Origin of the sequence: Sphingomonas sp. S-NIH.Pt3_0716, assembly GCF_003950715.1 — a bacterium.
GTDB lineage: Bacteria > Pseudomonadota > Alphaproteobacteria > Sphingomonadales > Sphingomonadaceae > Sphingobium > Sphingobium yanoikuyae_A.
Genome location: NZ_QLJK01000016.1, coordinates 109,170 through 124,561 on the forward strand (window position 1 = coordinate 109,170; position 15,392 = coordinate 124,561).

General features: G+C 65.1%; 15 protein-coding genes. 7 read left to right on the plus strand and 8 right to left on the minus strand.

What is annotated here, in order from left to right; translation table 11 throughout:
• Positions 1 to 122 precede the first annotated feature (122 nt).
• The 3 genes from BRX37_RS14585 to BRX37_RS14595 all read left to right on the plus strand — a co-directional run bounded on the left by BRX37_RS14585 (position 123) and on the right by BRX37_RS14595 (position 4,676).
• Positions 123 to 2,564 (plus strand): hypothetical protein, encoded by a 2,442-nt coding sequence (locus tag BRX37_RS14585; RefSeq protein ID WP_125987850.1) that lies wholly within the window; start codon positions 123 to 125, stop codon positions 2,562 to 2,564.
• A gap of 62 nt (positions 2,565 to 2,626) precedes the next feature.
• Complete coding sequence (locus tag BRX37_RS14590; RefSeq protein ID WP_125987852.1) at positions 2,627 to 3,595, plus strand: magnesium and cobalt transport protein CorA; 969 nt, start codon at positions 2,627 to 2,629, stop codon at positions 3,593 to 3,595.
• Positions 3,596 to 3,680: 85 nt separating this feature from the next.
• Positions 3,681 to 4,676: an AraC family transcriptional regulator gene (locus BRX37_RS14595; RefSeq protein ID WP_125987854.1), complete on the plus strand. Its 996-nt coding sequence runs from the start codon at positions 3,681 to 3,683 to the stop codon at positions 4,674 to 4,676.
• A gap of 4 nt (positions 4,677 to 4,680) precedes the next feature.
• Here BRX37_RS14595 and BRX37_RS14600 read toward each other — a convergent pair whose 3' ends face one another.
• The 4 genes from BRX37_RS14600 to BRX37_RS14615 all read right to left on the minus strand — a co-directional run bounded on the left by BRX37_RS14600 (position 4,681) and on the right by BRX37_RS14615 (position 7,742).
• The gene (locus BRX37_RS14600) at positions 4,681 to 5,520 is read right to left on the minus strand and encodes a TauD/TfdA dioxygenase family protein (protein WP_125987856.1); all 840 of its coding nucleotides are present in this window, start codon (positions 5,518 to 5,520) and stop codon (positions 4,681 to 4,683) included.
• 18 nt (positions 5,521 to 5,538) lie between these two features.
• Positions 5,539 to 6,312, minus strand: a complete 774-nt coding sequence (locus BRX37_RS14605) for an SDR family NAD(P)-dependent oxidoreductase (protein WP_125987858.1) — start codon at positions 6,310 to 6,312, stop codon at positions 5,539 to 5,541.
• On the minus strand, positions 6,309 to 7,064 hold the full coding sequence (locus BRX37_RS14610) for an SDR family oxidoreductase (protein WP_125987860.1): 756 nt from the start codon (positions 7,062 to 7,064) through the stop codon (positions 6,309 to 6,311). The genes BRX37_RS14605 and BRX37_RS14610 overlap by 4 nt, the downstream gene beginning before the upstream one ends.
• Positions 7,065 to 7,172: 108 nt before the next feature.
• Positions 7,173 to 7,742 carry a TetR/AcrR family transcriptional regulator gene (locus tag BRX37_RS14615; protein WP_125987862.1) on the minus strand — a complete coding sequence of 190 codons (570 nt, stop codon included), beginning with the start codon at positions 7,740 to 7,742 and terminating at the stop codon, positions 7,173 to 7,175.
• A gap of 147 nt (positions 7,743 to 7,889) precedes the next feature.
• Between BRX37_RS14615 and BRX37_RS14620 the strand changes: the two genes are divergently transcribed.
• The 3 genes from BRX37_RS14620 to BRX37_RS14630 are packed head-to-tail and all read left to right on the plus strand — an operon-like array spanning position 7,890 to position 9,940.
• Positions 7,890 to 9,062, plus strand: coding sequence for an FAS1-like dehydratase domain-containing protein (locus BRX37_RS14620; protein WP_125987864.1), 1,173 nt, complete (start codon positions 7,890 to 7,892; stop codon positions 9,060 to 9,062).
• A gap of 41 nt (positions 9,063 to 9,103) precedes the next feature.
• Positions 9,104 to 9,352, plus strand: coding sequence for a hypothetical protein (locus tag BRX37_RS14625; RefSeq protein WP_004212448.1), 249 nt, complete (start codon positions 9,104 to 9,106; stop codon positions 9,350 to 9,352).
• A gap of 12 nt (positions 9,353 to 9,364) precedes the next feature.
• Positions 9,365 to 9,940 (plus strand): TetR/AcrR family transcriptional regulator, encoded by a 576-nt coding sequence (locus tag BRX37_RS14630; RefSeq protein WP_125987866.1) that lies wholly within the window; start codon positions 9,365 to 9,367, stop codon positions 9,938 to 9,940.
• Between the two features lie 38 nt (positions 9,941 to 9,978).
• Here the strand turns inward: BRX37_RS14630 and BRX37_RS14635 are convergent, their stop codons facing one another.
• The 4 genes from BRX37_RS14635 to BRX37_RS14650 form a co-directional block, all read right to left on the minus strand.
• The gene (locus tag BRX37_RS14635; protein WP_125987868.1) at positions 9,979 to 10,293 is read right to left on the minus strand and encodes a hypothetical protein; all 315 of its coding nucleotides are present in this window, start codon (positions 10,291 to 10,293) and stop codon (positions 9,979 to 9,981) included.
• Positions 10,294 to 10,418: 125 nt separating this feature from the next.
• Complete coding sequence (nagA, locus tag BRX37_RS14640; protein ID WP_125987870.1) at positions 10,419 to 11,552, minus strand: N-acetylglucosamine-6-phosphate deacetylase; 1,134 nt, start codon at positions 11,550 to 11,552, stop codon at positions 10,419 to 10,421.
• Positions 11,552 to 12,595, minus strand: a complete 1,044-nt coding sequence (locus BRX37_RS14645) for an SIS domain-containing protein (RefSeq protein WP_004212452.1) — start codon at positions 12,593 to 12,595, stop codon at positions 11,552 to 11,554. Before BRX37_RS14645 ends, nagA begins: the two co-directional genes overlap by 1 nt.
• 8 nt (positions 12,596 to 12,603) lie before the next feature.
• Complete coding sequence (locus BRX37_RS14650; protein ID WP_125987872.1) at positions 12,604 to 13,347, minus strand: GntR family transcriptional regulator; 744 nt, start codon at positions 13,345 to 13,347, stop codon at positions 12,604 to 12,606.
• A gap of 200 nt (positions 13,348 to 13,547) precedes the next feature.
• Between BRX37_RS14650 and BRX37_RS14655 the strand changes: the two genes are divergently transcribed.
• Complete coding sequence (locus BRX37_RS14655) at positions 13,548 to 15,251, plus strand: TonB-dependent receptor (protein WP_318276691.1); 1,704 nt, start codon at positions 13,548 to 13,550, stop codon at positions 15,249 to 15,251.
• Positions 15,252 to 15,392: the final 141 nt, after the last annotated feature.

Below are 15,392 nucleotides of genomic sequence, written 5' to 3' on the forward strand. Positions count from 1 at the left end.
CGTTGTCGCAGGTTCAGCGAGGGGGTGGCATGGCCCGCATTTGCTGCCGCCTTGGAATTGCCGAATTCCTGTGGGACAGGCGCAATGGTCGCCGAAAAACATAGATAGCCGGATAGAGAGACATGCCCCAGCCTTCCGCCCCGATCCCGACCGCGCGCCTGCGCCAGCCGATCGGCCTGTTGATCGGAACGGCACTGGGGGCTGCATTGCTGACGCCGGGCCTTGCGGCCGAGCCTGCGCCGTTCGAGCTGACCGGGCCAGACCTCAAGGTCAGCGTGACCCGCGGCACGACCAGCTTGCCGATCAGCCAGGTGCCGAGCCTGCGGGCCGGCGACAAGCTGCTGATCGAGCCGAACCTGCCCAAGGAACAGGGTGCCAATTTCGTGCTGATGTCGGCCTTCCTGCGGGGCGCGACCAACCCGCCGCCCAAGGACTGGATCGACAGCGCGGAGACATGGAAGAAGAAGGACAAGGATCGCCGCCTCGCCCTGACCGTGCCGGACGGCGCGCGACAGATGGTGCTGTTCCTGGTGCCCGAGACCGGCGGTGGCGAGGGTACGGTTAGTGACGCGGTGCGCGGCAAGCCGGGCGAGTTCGTGCGGGCAACGCAGGAACTCAATCAGGCGTCGCTTGATCGCTCGCGGCTGGATGCCTTCATGACGGCGATCCGGACACAGGAAAACAGCCATCCCGAATTCCTGCGCAGCGTCGCCCCGGCGCTGGCCCGCAGCCTGTCGATGAAGCTCAACGAGGATTGCCTGTCCAAGGTGATCGAGCTTCAGGCGGCCTGCCTGCTGGAGAATAAGGATCAGCTGGTCCTCGCCGATGTTCACAGCAGTTCGATTGCCGAGACGCTGAGCGGCACGCCGACCGACCTTGCCCTGCAACTCGCGTCCACGCGTGAGGCGGGCTATGGCTATTACAGCCCCTATATTGGCGTGGTGCGCGATCTGGCCCGGATGTTCGGGGCCTTCAGCAGCCCCAGCTTCGAATATCTGCCGACCGTTAGCCTGCGCCGCGACGACAATATCGGGCTGATGCTGAACAAGGCACCGTCCTTCGCCAAGCCAAAGTCGGTGATGGTGGTCGGCATGCCCTCGATCGAGGCGGACAGCCCGCCGCGCCTGCGCAGCGGGGCACAGGCACCGATCTGCGCGGCATTGCCCGGCACGGTGCTGCCGGTCGAGGGCGCGCCGCTCATCTATTCGACCAGCTATGCGCGCGGCATGACGGTGCAGTTGAAGGCGGCGTCGGGCCAGACGATCGAATATCCGCTGGAAGCGCGGGCCGACCGGGGCGGCTATGTGATCCGCGCCGATGGTCCCTGGCCGGCTGACTTCAGGGGATCGATCGAGGCTCATGTCTATGGTCAATGGGGGTTCGACCGGTTCGAAGGCCCCGATTACATCCTGCAGCGGCCCGATGATGCGGCCTGGCAGGTGAAGGGCGAGGCGCCGACGCTGGTGGTCGGCCGCGACAATGGCCTGACTTTGACGGGCGGTGCGCCTTCTTGCGTTGAAAGTGTCACCCTGCGCCAGGGCAATGCGGCGCCCCAGGCGATCGGCTGGAAGGTGCAGGGCCACGACGCGCTGGACCTGACCCTGCCGCTGGCCGATCGGCGCGCCGGACCTGTCACTGTCGATGTCAAATATCAGGGCGTCGCCAAGCCTTTCTCCGTGGCGCTGCGCGCTTATGCCCCGGCGAGCAAGCTGGACGGATTGACCGTGCATCAGGGCGATGCCTGGGGTGAAATGACGGGGCAACGGCTCGATCAGGTGGCGAGCGTCGACCTTGGCGGGCGTAGCTGGAAACCCGATGGCCTGACCCGCGACGGTTCGGTCGATCGGCTGCGTCTGACGGCCGCGGGCGATGGGACTGTGCCGGCCGAAGGCGCCAGCGCCCGCGTGCAACTGGAGGATGGGCGGACCGTATCCGTTCCGGTCACGATTGCCCCCGCGCGTCCCCGTGTGACCCTGCTCAACAAGAGCGTCACGCCGGCCGCGGCAACGGGTCTGCCGGTGACACTGGGCGGATCGGACGTGCTGCCCAATAATGGCCGCCTGGTCTTTTCCGTGCAGGCGCAGGACGGCACCAAATTGGCCATGACTGATGCGATCGAGGTGGCGACGCAGGATGGCGGCGCCAGCGTCCGGCTGACGGCCGGTTCCGGCGTGCAACTGCAAAGTCCGCAGGTGATGGTGGCGACCCTTGATCCGGCGGCGCTCGGCCCCGCCTTCGGTCCGCTGCAATTCCGCATCGTGCGGGGTCGCGAACAGGGGGATTGGCAGCCGCTGATGCCGCTCGCCCGCCTGCCGCGGATCGAGGCGGTGGATTGCGCGGGCAAGGAGCAGAAGGATCAGGGCTGCACCATCAAGGGACGCGACCTGTTCCTGGTCGATGCCGTCGCCGGCAATCCCGCTTTCGATCAGCCCGCCCCGGTGGCGCAGGGCTTCACCGGATCGACCCTGACGGTCCCGGCGCCGACCGACGGCAAGCTCTATGTCCGCCTGCGCGACGCGCAGGGCGCGATGCTGGTGGTGCAGGCGCCATCGCCCGCCGCCTGATCGCCTTCCCGATCAAGGCTGGCCGCGCTAGGCTGGCCGAATAGAATGATTTCGAGGCCCGAATGACCGTCATTGCCGCCTATCTCTATCGCAACGGCCAGCGCGTGCGCGAAGTGTCGATCAATGAACGGATCGATTGCGCCGAAGACAAGTCGGAATTCGTCTGGATCGGCGTGGCCAGCCCGACCGCCGAGGAAATGCGGACGCTGCAGCAGAATTACAATCTCCACCCATTGGCTGTGGAAGACGCGATCAAGGCGGACCAGCTGCCCAAGGTCGACATCTATGGCGAGCAACTGTTCGTCGTCGCCCGCACCGCCCATGTCGAGGAGAAGACGATCGCCTATGGCGAGACAGCGATCTTCGTCGGCCACAGCCATATCATCAGCGTCCGCCATGGTTCGGCACGCGGGCATATCGAGCTGCGTCACGCGCTGGAGGCGGTGCCGGATCGGCTGGCCCATGGCGTCGATTATGTGCTGCACGCAATCCTCGATTTCATCGTCGACGGCTATCTGCCGATCGTAGAGGGGATCGAGGAGGAAGTGCTGACCATGGAGCAGCACACGGTCGACAATTTCCTCGGTCGCGATGAGATTACCCGTATCTTCAACCTGCGGCGCCAGTTGATACGCTTCCAGCGCATATTGGGGCCGATGCAGGAGGTCGCGACCAAGTTCGTCAAGATCGACCTGCCTTGTATCGGCCCGGAAACCCGGCCCTATTTCAGCGATGTGCGCGACCATGTGCGGCGGGTACAGACGATGGTCGACGATCTGCGCGAGGTGCTGAATTCCGTCTTCGAGTTCAGCAATCTGTTGGAGCAGCAGCGCACCGGCACGATCACCCGCCAGCTTGCCGCCTGGGCCGCGATCCTAGCGGTGCCGACCGCGATCGCCGGCATCTACGGCATGAATTTCGAGCATATGCCCGAGCTCAAGACCCGATACGGCTATTTCGTCGTGCTGGGCGTGATCCTGCTGATCTGTTCCATCCTCTATCGGCGGTTCCGCAAGCTCAACTGGCTCTGACGGCATCGCCCCGCCGAAATGCCGCCACGGTCGCTTGACCTATTCGGACAGGCGGTGCCAGCCTGCCCCAATGGGAGGTTACGCGATGGATGAGGATCGCGACGCGTTCGAGGCGATCAATGCGCATATGCTGCGGTTCCTGCCGGAACTGGTCGCGGAACTGGGCGGCGAGGCGCCGGACAGCGACGATGCGTCGCCCAGCTATCGCCAGACGATCGCACTGATCGAGGATGCGGCGCATCGGCTCGCCTGCCCGGATTTCGGCATGCGTCTTGCCCTGCGGCAGCGCGGCGTCGACCTGTTCGGGCCGCTGGGCGACGCGATGCGCAACGCGCCGACCTTTGGCGCGGCGATCGATTATGTGTGCAGCCATAATTATGCGCATAGCCTGGCGGCGTCGGTCTGGCTCCGCCGCTTTCCGTCGGTCCGCCATGTCTTCGTTGGGCATGACATATTGCTCGACGGCGTGCCAAACCGGGCGCAGGCGATGGAGCATATTTTGCTGGTCGGCCATCTATTCGCGATGGAACTGACCGGCGGGCGGGCACGGGCGCGGCGGGTGCATTTCCGCCACCAGCCGATCTCGCCGGCGCGCATCTATCGCCGCTATTTCGGATGCCCGGTCCATTTCGGCCAGAATGAGGACGGGATCAGCTTTTCCGAGCGCGACATGGCAAGCCCGGTGATCGACCGGGACGCTGCGGTCTTCGCCGCGGTCACCGCCTATATCGAACGCGAATTTCCCCATCGCCACCCGCCGCTGCATGCGCAGGTGCGCGGCATCGTCATGCAATGGCTGTGGACCGCCCATTGCTCGAATGATCGGGTTGCGGCCGAACTGGGGCTGCATCCGCGCACGCTGCACCGCCGGCTGGCGATAGAGGGCACGAACTTCCAGAAGATCAAGGATGAGGTGCGGCGCGACATATTGCGCTACTATCTGGAGCAGACTGACTTGGATTTCGCCCATGTGTCGGAGAAGCTGGGCTTTTCCGAACAGTCGGTGATGACGCGCAGTTGCAACCACTGGTTCGGCGCGTCGCCGACGCGGTTGCGGGCGCGGCTGCACGCGCCCGCCTGACGCTTCAGCCCGCGATCGAGGTGCGGTGCATCATCCGCCCGGAATCGCGGGCATAGGGCACCACCCGGTGCAGCGCGCCGGTGTTGCTCCAGATCACGAAATCCCCCGCCTGCCATTGATGCTGATAGACGAAATCGGGCTGGGTCGCCCATTCGTTGAGCCGAGCGATATTGGCGCGGCCATAGGCCAGCTCCATGCCGACGATCCGGTCGGCGGTCGAACCGACGATCAGGCTCTTGCGGCCATTCTTGTGGGTCTGGACCAGCGGTCGTTCCTTCTCGACGCCGATCGCCAGCTTGCCCTTTTCCGCTTCGGGAATGGCGTCGGCGATCGAGCGCAGGCTGGCGGCGACGCTGTGGATGATGCGCAGATCCTCGATCTCGGCGCGCTGTGCTTCGGGCATCTGTTCATAGGCGGCGAAGGTGTTGGCGAATTCGGTCTGGCCGCCCTTGGGCGCCAGGCGCCGGGCCGAGAGCAGCGTCGCGAGTGGCGGCGGCATCTCCATCGGCATGCCGTCCATGTGCCAGAAGAAGGTGCCCAGCACATATTCGGGCGCGCGGTTGATCTTGCGATCCAGCGTCACCTGATAGACGTCCTCATCCTTGTTGGTCGTCGCTTCGCTGGTGAGGTTGAGCCGCCCGCCGAGCAGGTCGGTGAAGGCCAGTTGTTCCTCATTGGTGAAATGGACCTGCGGCATGACCAGCACGGTCCGCTCCTCCAGCATGTCGCGGCACTGGGCGACCACCTCGGGATCGAACAGCGCCTCCCGATCGGCCTCGACCAGCGCGCCGATCAGCGGCTTGACCGGGCGGAAGGTGACGCGGCTCTTGTGAATGACGTTCATGATCCTGCTCCTTCGATCTCAATCCTGGTCGGCGGCCATGCCGGAAAAGCCGATGCAATAGCCGCCATCGACCGGCAGCAAGGTGCCGGTGATGTAGGACGCCTCGTCGCTGGCGAGGAACAAAGCGGCATTGGCGATTTCGCTGGCCAGGCCCCACCGGTCCATCGGGATGCCGGGCACGCGGAAGATGCCGGGCGGCGGTTCGGGATGGTCCTTGGCCATCGGTACCAGCCCGGTCCAGATCGATCCGGGCAGCACGGCGTTCACGCGGATATTGTGCGCGGCATAATCGAGCGCGGCGCATTTGGTCATCTGGCTGACCCCGCCCTTGGCGGCGGCATAGACGCCATGCCCCTTCCATCCGACCATGCCGGTGGCGGAGCCGATATTGACGATCGCGCCGCCGCCGCTTTCCAGCATGGCGATCACGCCATATTTCATGCCCAGGAATACGCCCTTCAGATTGACGGCATGGACCCGGTCCCAATTGTCGCTGCTCTGTTCGTGCAGCGGCATGATGCCGCCGCCGAAGCCGGCATTGTTGACCAGGATGTCGACCCGGCCAAAGGCGTCGCGGGCGGCGGCGATCATCGCCCGCACGTCCGCTTCCTCGGCCACGTCGACATGCAGGCCGATCGCGCCGTTGCCGATCGCGGCGGCGACGTCATCCTGAGCGCCGCTGATGTCGGCGCAGAGCACCCGCGCGCCTTCCTGCGCGAAGCGTTCGGCCATTGCCTTGCCCATGCCCGACCCCGCGCCGGTGATGACCGCGCTCTTGCCCGCCAGCCTCATGGCATCGGCTCCGTGTCGATGGTCGGCTGGATCAGGATGCGGCTGACATTGGCCCGGCGCGGCAGGCTGACGGCGAGCAATATGCCGGCGACGATATCGTCCGGCGCCATCGCCCCGTCCTTGTGGGTGTGCTGCTGGATCATGTCGCGCCATTGCGGGTCGGAAATGGAGCTGGCGATCTCGGTCGCGGTCGCGCCCGGTTCGATGATCGAGACGCGGATGCCGGCCTGGCCGCCCTCCTGTCGCAGGCTTTCGGTGAAGCCGGTCAGGCCGAACTTGCTGGTCGAATAGGCAGCGAAGCGCCAGCCCGATCGGCGGCCGGCGGTCGAGGAGATGTTGACGATGTCGCCGTTGCCCTGTGCCTTCATCACCGGGAAGGCGGCGCGGCAGGCATGGATGGTGCCCATCAGGTTGATATCGATCACCCGCTGCCACTGGTCGCTGGTCAGGCTTTCGATCCCGCCCGCCTCGTTGACGCCGGCAGAGTTGACGAGAATGTCGAGCCGGCCGAACCGGGCCACCGTGTCGGCGACGGCGGCCGCCGCATCCGCCTCGACCGAGACATCGCCGGGCAGGGCGAGCGCGGTGCCGCCTGCTGCCTCGATCCGCGCGACCAGCGCGTCGAGCCGGTCGCGACGCCGTCCGTTGACAGCGATGTTGACACCCTCAAGCGCCAGCGCGAGCGCCGCCGCCTCGCCAATGCCGGAGGATGCGCCGGTGACCAGCGCGACCTTGTTTTCCAGTGCTGCCATGACCTCTCCTTGGCCCGCTGTCCTGTGCCGGACCGCGATGCTGAACAGTTCATTAGCAGGGGTGGATGGGGTGGTGCGATGGCAGGATCGGTAATAGCGCCGGGGCGATCATTTGGCTTCGAGCTGGTCCAGCATCGCTTCGATCATCGTCAAGGCCTGGTCATGGCCCTCGGTCAGGCCAAGCGCGGTCTCGCTGACCAGCATGCGGGCGAGCGAGGCGGCGATCATCACCAGGCCGCCGGCCTGACCCGCCTGATCGGCCGGTAGCAGCGCCGCGACGGCCTGCGCCTGATGCGCGCGAAAGGCCTGAGCCGCGGTGACGATCTCGGCCCGCACCGCCTCGCGATGATGGGCGATGGCGCTGAGTTCGGCCGCGAGCGCAGCGGTCGAGGGATCGCGCATCATCTCCCACATGGCGCGCAGCGGGCGGGGGGCGGCAAGGGCCTCGGCGAAGCGGGCCATGCGGCGCTCGTTGATCCGCTGCACCACGGCGCGGAGCAGATCGTCCATCGTGCGGAAATAATAATAGAGAAGCTGGGTCTTGAGCCCGGCCTGCTGCGCTACCTGCCGCGCGGAAATGCCATGTTCGCCGACCTCTGTCAGGATCGTTTCGGCCGCGTCGATGAAGCGGGCGCGGTTCTGCGATCCTTCGGCGCCAAGTCTGCGAGCGGTAGCCATATCGTCCTTTCTGTCTTCTCCGCCTCCGCTTCTGGGCAATTTTGCGGGGCGCGGCAATGGCCGGGCGCCTGTCCATTTTGGTCAAGTCGTGGTGTCGGGGCGTCGCTAGCCTTGGCGTCAAACAAGGCATTTGCGGAGAGACGATCCATGACCAGCCCGACGCTCGATTGTTCGGATATCGACAATTATCTAGGCAAGCCGATCCAGCCCGCGCGGATGGTCGAGCCGATCAACAATGGCGATATCCGCCGCTGGGTGCAGGCGATGCATTATCCCAACCGGCTCCATTATGATGCGGGTTATGCCGCGCAGAGCCGCTGGGGCGGCATGGTCGCGCCACAGAGCTTTGCCGTGACGATGGACTGCGCCCATGGCTCCGCGCCGTCCTGCATCGGCCGGGTGCCCAATTCGCACATGCTGTTCGGCGGCGACGAATGGTGGTTCTACGGGCCCCGCATGGTGGCGGGCGACCGCATCCTCAACGAGCGCATCCCGTTCGACTATACCGTCAAGGATACCAAGTTTGCGGGGCCGACCTGTTTCCAGCGCGGCGACAATTTCTATTATAATCAGCAGGGCGACCTGATCGCCAAGCAGCGTTCGACGTCGATCCGCTACAGCCAGGAAGCGGGCAAGGATAATGTTCCCACCGAAGGCTTTGACGATCCGGTCTGGACCGATGACCAGTTGGAGGAACTGGAAGCGCGCAAGATGCAGTGGATCCAGATGCTCCATGATCTGGGCCATGACCGGCGCTGGTGGGATGATGTGACGGTCGGCGCGGCGCTGCCCGAACGGGTGGTCGGGCCGCATTCGATCGTCTCCTTCGCGACCGAATGGCGATCCTATATCTTCACGCAATGGGGCGGCACCCATCGACGCACGGATCTCGACATGGAGGCGCTGGGCTTCGTCAAGGAAATGGCGGGCCATGAGAATGATCCAGTAATGGAGGCGATCAATCCCGAATTCACCGATGGCGCCTATGTTGGCCCGTCGCGCGGCCATCTCTTCCCGCGCTGGGCCCGCTTCATCGGCATGCCGCGCGGCTATGGCTATGGCGCGTCGATGGGGGCGTGGATCACCGATTATTTCGCCGGTTGGGCCGGGGAATGGGGCATGATCCGCCATTCCGCCTGCAATTATCGCAGCCCGGCGCTGACCGGCGACATCACCATCACCACCGGCACCATCCTCGACAAGTTCGTCGATGAGGACAGCCGGCACATGGTGCAGGTCGATTGCCGCATGGCCAATCAGGCGGGGGCCGTGCTGGCCACGGCCAAGGCGGAGATCGAACTGCCCAAACGGCCGGCCTGATCCGTCTGGTCAAGCGCGCCGCGCTGTGGGATAGCGCGGCGATGGATTTAGACGATCAATTTCGCCATTATTTCGGCACCGACGACCTCGCCAGCGTACCGCCGGAGGGTATGGCGGCCGGGATCGAGCGGATGCAGGTGGCCTTCGGGCTGGAGACCGACCGTCCCCGGCGCTTCGCCCTGTGGACGTTGCTCTACATGCTGGGCGCGGCGCCCGACCTGGATGTCGCCTTCGAAGATGAAGCCGATCGCAATGCCGCGCGCGACGTGATGGACATGCTGGACGAATAGGCCGCAGGGGCGATGGAAAAAGGCATAACCCGCGCCGGCAGGAAGGAGCGCGCATCGGCGCGCGGCGCGATATTGGCCGCGACCGAGAGGCTGATGGTGGAGGAGGGCTATGCCGCCGTCACCACCCGGCGCGTGGCCAAGATCGTCGGCGTGACGCCGGCGCTGGTCCATTATCATTTTGCGACGACGGACGACCTGCTGCTGGAACTGTTCCGCAGTCTGTCGGCCCGGTTCAAGGAAGAACTGGCGAACCGGCTGGATACGCCCGATCCGCTGCGCGCGCTGTGGCAGCTCAATTCCGATCCGGATGGCAGCGCGATCGTGCTGGAGTTCATGGCGCTGTCCAACCATCGCAAGGCGATCCGCCAGGAAATCGCCGCCTTCGTCGAGGAATTGCGTGATATCCAGACGCGGGCGATCGGCGCGGCCGATGGCGCGGGGCTGTCGCCGGTGGGGCTTTCGGTGCTGACGGCGGGCATGGCCCGGTCGATCGTCATGGAACAGAGCCTGGGCGTGACGCTGGGCCATGACGAGGCGCTGGCCATGGTGGAGGCGTTGATGCGCCACGCCACCGGCAAAGGCAGCTGACAGGTTAGCCGGCGCGACTATGCGCGCCGGGCAAGTCCTTATTTCTTGGCCGGGATCTTGTTGAGATCGGCCTGCACCTTGGCAAGCGCGGCGTCGGTCAGCGTGTCGGCCGCATATTGCTGCACGCCCTTCAGCGTCATCGAACGCGCCATGTCGATCTGCGGGTTGGCGGTGAAGCCGGGCAGATTCTTGTCGAGAACCGCCTTGGTCGCGGGATTGTCGAGCAATGTGCCGATGTCGGTCGTCTCGACGCTATAGGCCGGGGCAGGCGCGGCGGCAGGGGCCTGCGCCATGGCGACGTGGGGGGCGGCGGCAGTGAGCAACAGGCTGGCGGCGATCAGGACAGTTTTCATCGGCATCCTCTCAAAGCAACAGGTCTTGTCCCGAAGCCCGGCGGCCGTGAGACGGTCTGTATCATAAGCGGGGCCGAGCAGGCAGGGAACCGGGGCACGATCCAACCGCCCCGGCGATGTTTGGCTCAGTAGCTGCCGCCGATCCAGCTGCGCACGACGGCGCCCTGGGTATCCAGTTGCAGCAGGTCGGCGCGCAGGCCCGGCGCGATGCGACCGGTTTCGGCGGCAAGGCCCAGGAAGGCGGCCGGGGCCGCCGATGCCATGGCGAAGGCGCGCTCGATCGGGACGTCCAGCATGGCGACGCTGTTGTGGACGGCGGTGATCATGTCGAGATTGGAGCCGGCGAGCGTGCCGGCATCATCGGTGCAGGCGCCGTTGCGGACCAGGATATGGCGGCCTTGCAGCATGAACTCGTCCGCTTCGGAGCCGACCGAAGGCATGGCGTCGGTGACCAGCATCAGCTTGTCGCATGGCTTGCAGCGCAGCGCGATCTTGAGCGCGGTGGCGCTGACATGATGGCCATCGACGATGATGCCGCAGGTCAGGCTATCCTGCTCCAGCGCGGCGCCGACGATGCCGGGCTTGCGCGATCCCAGCGGCGACATGGCATTGTAGAGATGGGTGACGCCGGACAGGCCAGCTTCGACCGCACCGATCATATCCTCATAGCGGCCATTGCTGTGGCCCGCCGCGACGATCACGCCGCGCTCCACAAGCTGGCGCACCATGTCGGGCGAGGTCCGCTCGGGTGCCAGCGTAACGAGGGTGCGGCCGCGCTTGAGCGAAGACAGCACTTCCAGCCCCTCGGCATCGAGCGGGCGGATCTTGTCGCCGTCATGAATGCCCTTGCGCTCGATATTGAGATAGGGCCCTTCGATATGGATGCCGAGCACGCCCGGCACCCCGGCCTCGATCGCAGCATCGACGGCGGCGACCGCCTGGCGGATGACGGCCAGATCATCGCTGATCAGGGTCGGCAGGAAGCCGGTGGTGCCGAAACGCCGATGGGCGGCGCCGATCGCGGCGATGCCTTCGATCGTCGGGGCATCATTGAACAGCACGCCGCCGCCGCCATTGACCTGCGTATCGATGAAGCCGGGCACCAGCCGGTCGCCGCCCAAGTCGCGCCGCGCGACATCGGTCGGGACATCGGCGTCGGGCAGGATCGCGGCAATGCGATTGCCCTCGATCAGCAGCGCCTTGCCGGCATGGAAGTGGCCGTCGATCAGGATCGACCCGTTGACCAGAGCGTGACGCATCAGAGGGTCTCCGTCACCTTGGCAAGGTGCGGGGGCTGGTCCGGGTTGAAGCCGCGCCGGACCGACAGCGCGTTGACCGCGCGGTAGAAGGCCTGGACCTGCAGCATCGGCTCGATCGCCGGATGGGCGGCGGGCACCGGCAGATGAATGGCGCCATCGACCGGCTCGCCGGCGATCAGCACCTGGCCGCCGCGCGCAACGACCTCGCGCACCAGTTCATCGACGCTTTCGGCGGTCTCGTCCGCCTGGCGGAACACCAGCAGCGGAAAATCGGGGCCGACCAGCGCCATCGGACCATGCTTGACCTCGGCCGCGCTGAACGCTTCGGCATGAAGGCCGCTGGTTTCCTTGAATTTGAGCGCCGCTTCCTGCGCGATGCCAAAGCCGATGCCGCGGCCGATGACGTAGAGGCCGCGCGCGGTGGCAAGCTGTTCGACGAGCGGCGTCCAGTCGCAGGCCCAGGCCTGGGCGAGGAGCGCTGGGGCAGTCTCCAGCGCCGCCAGCAATTCCGCATCCTCGCTCCAATGGGCGGCAAGGTTCAGCAGGCTGGCGATCGAGGCGATATAGGATTTGGTGGCGGCGACGCTGCGTTCCGGGCCGGCGTGGAGCGGCAGCAGCGTATCGACCTGGCCGGCAAGCGGCGAGTCGGCGACATTGACCATCGCGACGGTCCTTGCGCCTGCGCTTTTGGCGGCATCGACCGTGGCCAGGATGTCGGGGCTCTTGCCCGACTGCGAGATGGCGATGGCCAGCATGTCGGCGAGTGCCGGGGCGGTGCCATAGACCGAGGCGATCGAGGGGGCGGCCGAGGTGGTCAGCAGGCCCAGGCGCGTTTCGAACAGATATTTGGCGAAGGTCGCCGCATGATCGGAACTGCCGCGGGCACAGGTGACGATGCCGCGCGGCGGATTTGCGCGCAGGCTGGCGGCCAGCGCCTTGACCGTTTCGGCGTTGGCGGCGAACTGGCGGGCGATGACGGCGCCGGCCTCTGCGGCCTCGGCGAACATCAGGGTATCTTGCGGATTGAGCATCGTGTCAGGCATCTTTTCGGTCAGGCGCGCATGTCGAGTTCGGCAACAAAGTCATAAGCATCGCCCCTGTACCAGCTTTGCGTCGCTTCGATGACGCGGCCATCGTCCAGGAAGCCGCGCCGTTCGATATAGAGGCCGGGCGCCCCCGCCTCGATCCCCAGCAGCTTGGCCTGTTCGGCGTTGAACAGGACGGCGCGCAGGCGCTGGAGGGCGCGGACCGGTCGGTTGCCGGCGGCTTCCAGGGCGGCATAGAGCGACGCGCCGACGACATCGACACCGTCGAGGCCGAAGCCGGGAATGGTCGAATATTCGAGCGCCATCGCGACATCGTCGGCATAGCGGATGCGGTTGAAGCGGTAGACCGCCGCGCCGGGGCTGAGGCCCAGCGTCAGCGCGTCTTCGGGCGTTACCGCGCCGACGCTGCGGCCGAGCCACTCGCTGCGCACGGTGCGGCCGCGTGCCGCCATATCCTCGGAAAAGGAGGAGAGCTTGGCAAACTGCTTCTCGACCCGGTTGGCGACGAAGGTGCCGGCGCCCTGCTTGCGCACCAGCAGTCCTTCCTCGACCAGGGAATCCAGCGCCTTGCGCAGGGTGATGCGGGACACCGAGAGTTCCGATGCCAGGTCGCGTTCGGGCGGCAGCGCTTCATTGGGTTTCAGTCGCTGGGTGCGCAGCGCTTCGCGCAGGGCATCTTCGAGTCGGCGATAGAGCGGGCCACCGCCCAGCGCGTCGAGCGGTCCAATCTGTTCGGCAAGCAGCGGCATCTCGTCTCCACCAGCATCTTTGTTGTCTGCACACTAAGACCAATTAAATACCATATGCCAGTGAAAAATTTCAAACCCCGTCACAATTTTGAAAATATCCCTCTTGACGGCGATATGACTTCGGCGGATGGTCTGCTTATTGGTATGCAGTTGGTCCGCCCAATTGAAGCCATGCATCAAATATAAATAAGGGGTGAGATATGGGGATTCGGACTTTTCTGGTCGGTACCGCCAGCGCCATCGCGCTGTTTTCGGGTGCCGCGCATGCGCAGGGAAGCGATGCTTCCGCGCCGGACGCCGATGCAAATGCCAGCGATATCGTCGTCACCGGCTATCGTGCCTCGCTCGCCAAGGCGATCGACGTCAAGCGGAACGCTGACGCGATCGTCGACAGCATTTCCGCCGAAGATGTCGGCAAATTCCCCAATACCAATGTCGCCGAAGCGCTGACGCTGGTGCCCGGCGTCACCGTCGACCGCCAGTTCGGCCAGGGCGAAAAAGTGTCGATCCTGGGCACCGATCCGGCGCTCAACCGCACCCTGCTGGACGGCCAGACCGTGGCATCGGCCGACTGGTTCATCCTCGACTCGCCGGGCCGCACCTTCAACTATGCGCTGCTCGCGCCGCAGCTGGTCGGCCGGGTCGATGTCTACAAGTCGCCCGAACCGCGCATCGATGAAGGTTCGATCGGCGGCACCGTCAATGTCGTGACCCGCAAGCCGCTGGAGCTCAAGCCGCTGACCATCGCGGGCCAGCTCGGCTATCTCTACAATGATCGCTCGAAGAAGGGCGATATCCAGGGTTCGGCCCTGGTCAGCTGGCATAATGAGGAAGGCACGTTCGGTATCCTCGCCTCGTTCCAGCGCGCCAAGGATCGCCTGCGCCGTGATGGCGTCGAAACCTATGGCACGATGAAGGCCGACCAGTGGGCCGGCGGCAATGCCGACAATCCGGTGGACTCGCGCGACAATGGCTGCGTCGGCGAATGCGCCACCACGCTGAGCAACAATCTCGACGCGATCAGCCCCAACGCCTTTGGCACATCCTATTTCGAACAGGGGCGCGAGCGCCTGACCTATTCGGCCACCGCCCAGTGGAAGCCGGTCGACGAGCTGACCCTGGAGGCGAGCTGGCTCAAGATCGACGCCACCTACAACAACCTCAACCAGTCCATGTATGCCTTCCAGGGCAATACCTGGAACAGCCTGGGCGCGCTGACCGGGCTGGAAGTCAATAACGGCATCGTCACCAGCGCGACCTTCAAGAATGCGCTGTCAGTGCTGGACGTCCAGTATCGCGAGGCGGAGATGAAGTCCGACACCTATCGCGGCAAGGCGAGTTGGGATGGCGGCACCTGGGATCTGACGGTCGAAGGCGGCCTGTCGGACGCGGACGGCGGCACCAAGCGTCAGGTCTTCCTCGAATTCCTGAACTGGGCGGATTATACCGTGAATGTCGGCGGTGCGCCCAAGTCGCCGGGTTCGCTGAGCTATGCCACCGACGTTCAGGGTAACCCCAATGCCTTCGTCACCGATCCGGGCTGGAGCGGCAACACCGTCACCAAGCCGACCAGCGACAAGGAGCGTTACGGCCAGGCTGACCTCGGCTTCGATTTCGACGGGGCACTCAAGCGCATCCAGATCGGCTATAAATATCGCCATCACGAGACCGGCCAGCAATATGCGGGCATCGCGCTCAATGGCCTGGGCGTCGCCGCGGCGCAGTTCGATCCCAAGACGGTCGCGGGAAATTATCTGCGCGGCTTCAGCGGCGTGAACGACCAGATGACCGACCGCTTCATCATCAGCGGCCCGTCGATGGTCGACTATCTGGAAGGCGAGACGCTGCAGACGCCTCCTCACCTGTACAACGCACAGGTCGCGGACCAATTACTCAAAAACTAATGCCTCATACCAGAGTAGCCCTTGCGCTCGGACTCGTGAATACACCCACACAATACCAATCAGAACACGCCAACCACAACACTGCCCCTCCCCACATTCGCAATGACGATGTCATACGCACACTATACGAAGCGACGATAC

Excerpts from the sequence above, each read along its gene's own strand:
- nagA (WP_125987870.1), bottom strand. The coding sequence starts at position 11,552 with ATGCGTCACGCTCTGGTCAACGGGTCGATCCTGATCGACGGCCACTTC.
- BRX37_RS14630 (WP_125987866.1), top strand. The coding sequence starts at position 9,365 with ATGGAAAAAGGCATAACCCGCGCCGGCAGGAAGGAGCGCGCATCGGCG.
- BRX37_RS14625 (WP_004212448.1), top strand. The coding sequence starts at position 9,104 with ATGGATTTAGACGATCAATTTCGCCATTATTTCGGCACCGACGACCTC.
- BRX37_RS14635 (WP_125987868.1), bottom strand. The coding sequence starts at position 10,293 with ATGAAAACTGTCCTGATCGCCGCCAGCCTGTTGCTCACTGCCGCCGCC.
- BRX37_RS14645 (WP_004212452.1), bottom strand. The coding sequence starts at position 12,595 with ATGCCTGACACGATGCTCAATCCGCAAGATACCCTGATGTTCGCCGAG.
- BRX37_RS14610 (WP_125987860.1), bottom strand. The coding sequence starts at position 7,064 with ATGGCAGCACTGGAAAACAAGGTCGCGCTGGTCACCGGCGCATCCTCC.
- BRX37_RS14605 (WP_125987858.1), bottom strand. The coding sequence starts at position 6,312 with ATGAGGCTGGCGGGCAAGAGCGCGGTCATCACCGGCGCGGGGTCGGGC.
- BRX37_RS14585 (WP_125987850.1), top strand. The coding sequence starts at position 123 with ATGCCCCAGCCTTCCGCCCCGATCCCGACCGCGCGCCTGCGCCAGCCG.
- BRX37_RS14655 (WP_318276691.1), top strand. The coding sequence starts at position 13,548 with ATGGGGATTCGGACTTTTCTGGTCGGTACCGCCAGCGCCATCGCGCTG.
- BRX37_RS14650 (WP_125987872.1), bottom strand. The coding sequence starts at position 13,347 with ATGCCGCTGCTTGCCGAACAGATTGGACCGCTCGACGCGCTGGGCGGT.
- BRX37_RS14595 (WP_125987854.1), top strand. The coding sequence starts at position 3,681 with ATGGATGAGGATCGCGACGCGTTCGAGGCGATCAATGCGCATATGCTG.
- BRX37_RS14590 (WP_125987852.1), top strand. The coding sequence starts at position 2,627 with ATGACCGTCATTGCCGCCTATCTCTATCGCAACGGCCAGCGCGTGCGC.
- BRX37_RS14620 (WP_125987864.1), top strand. The coding sequence starts at position 7,890 with ATGACCAGCCCGACGCTCGATTGTTCGGATATCGACAATTATCTAGGC.
- BRX37_RS14600 (WP_125987856.1), bottom strand. The coding sequence starts at position 5,520 with ATGAACGTCATTCACAAGAGCCGCGTCACCTTCCGCCCGGTCAAGCCG.
- BRX37_RS14615 (WP_125987862.1), bottom strand. The coding sequence starts at position 7,742 with ATGGCTACCGCTCGCAGACTTGGCGCCGAAGGATCGCAGAACCGCGCC.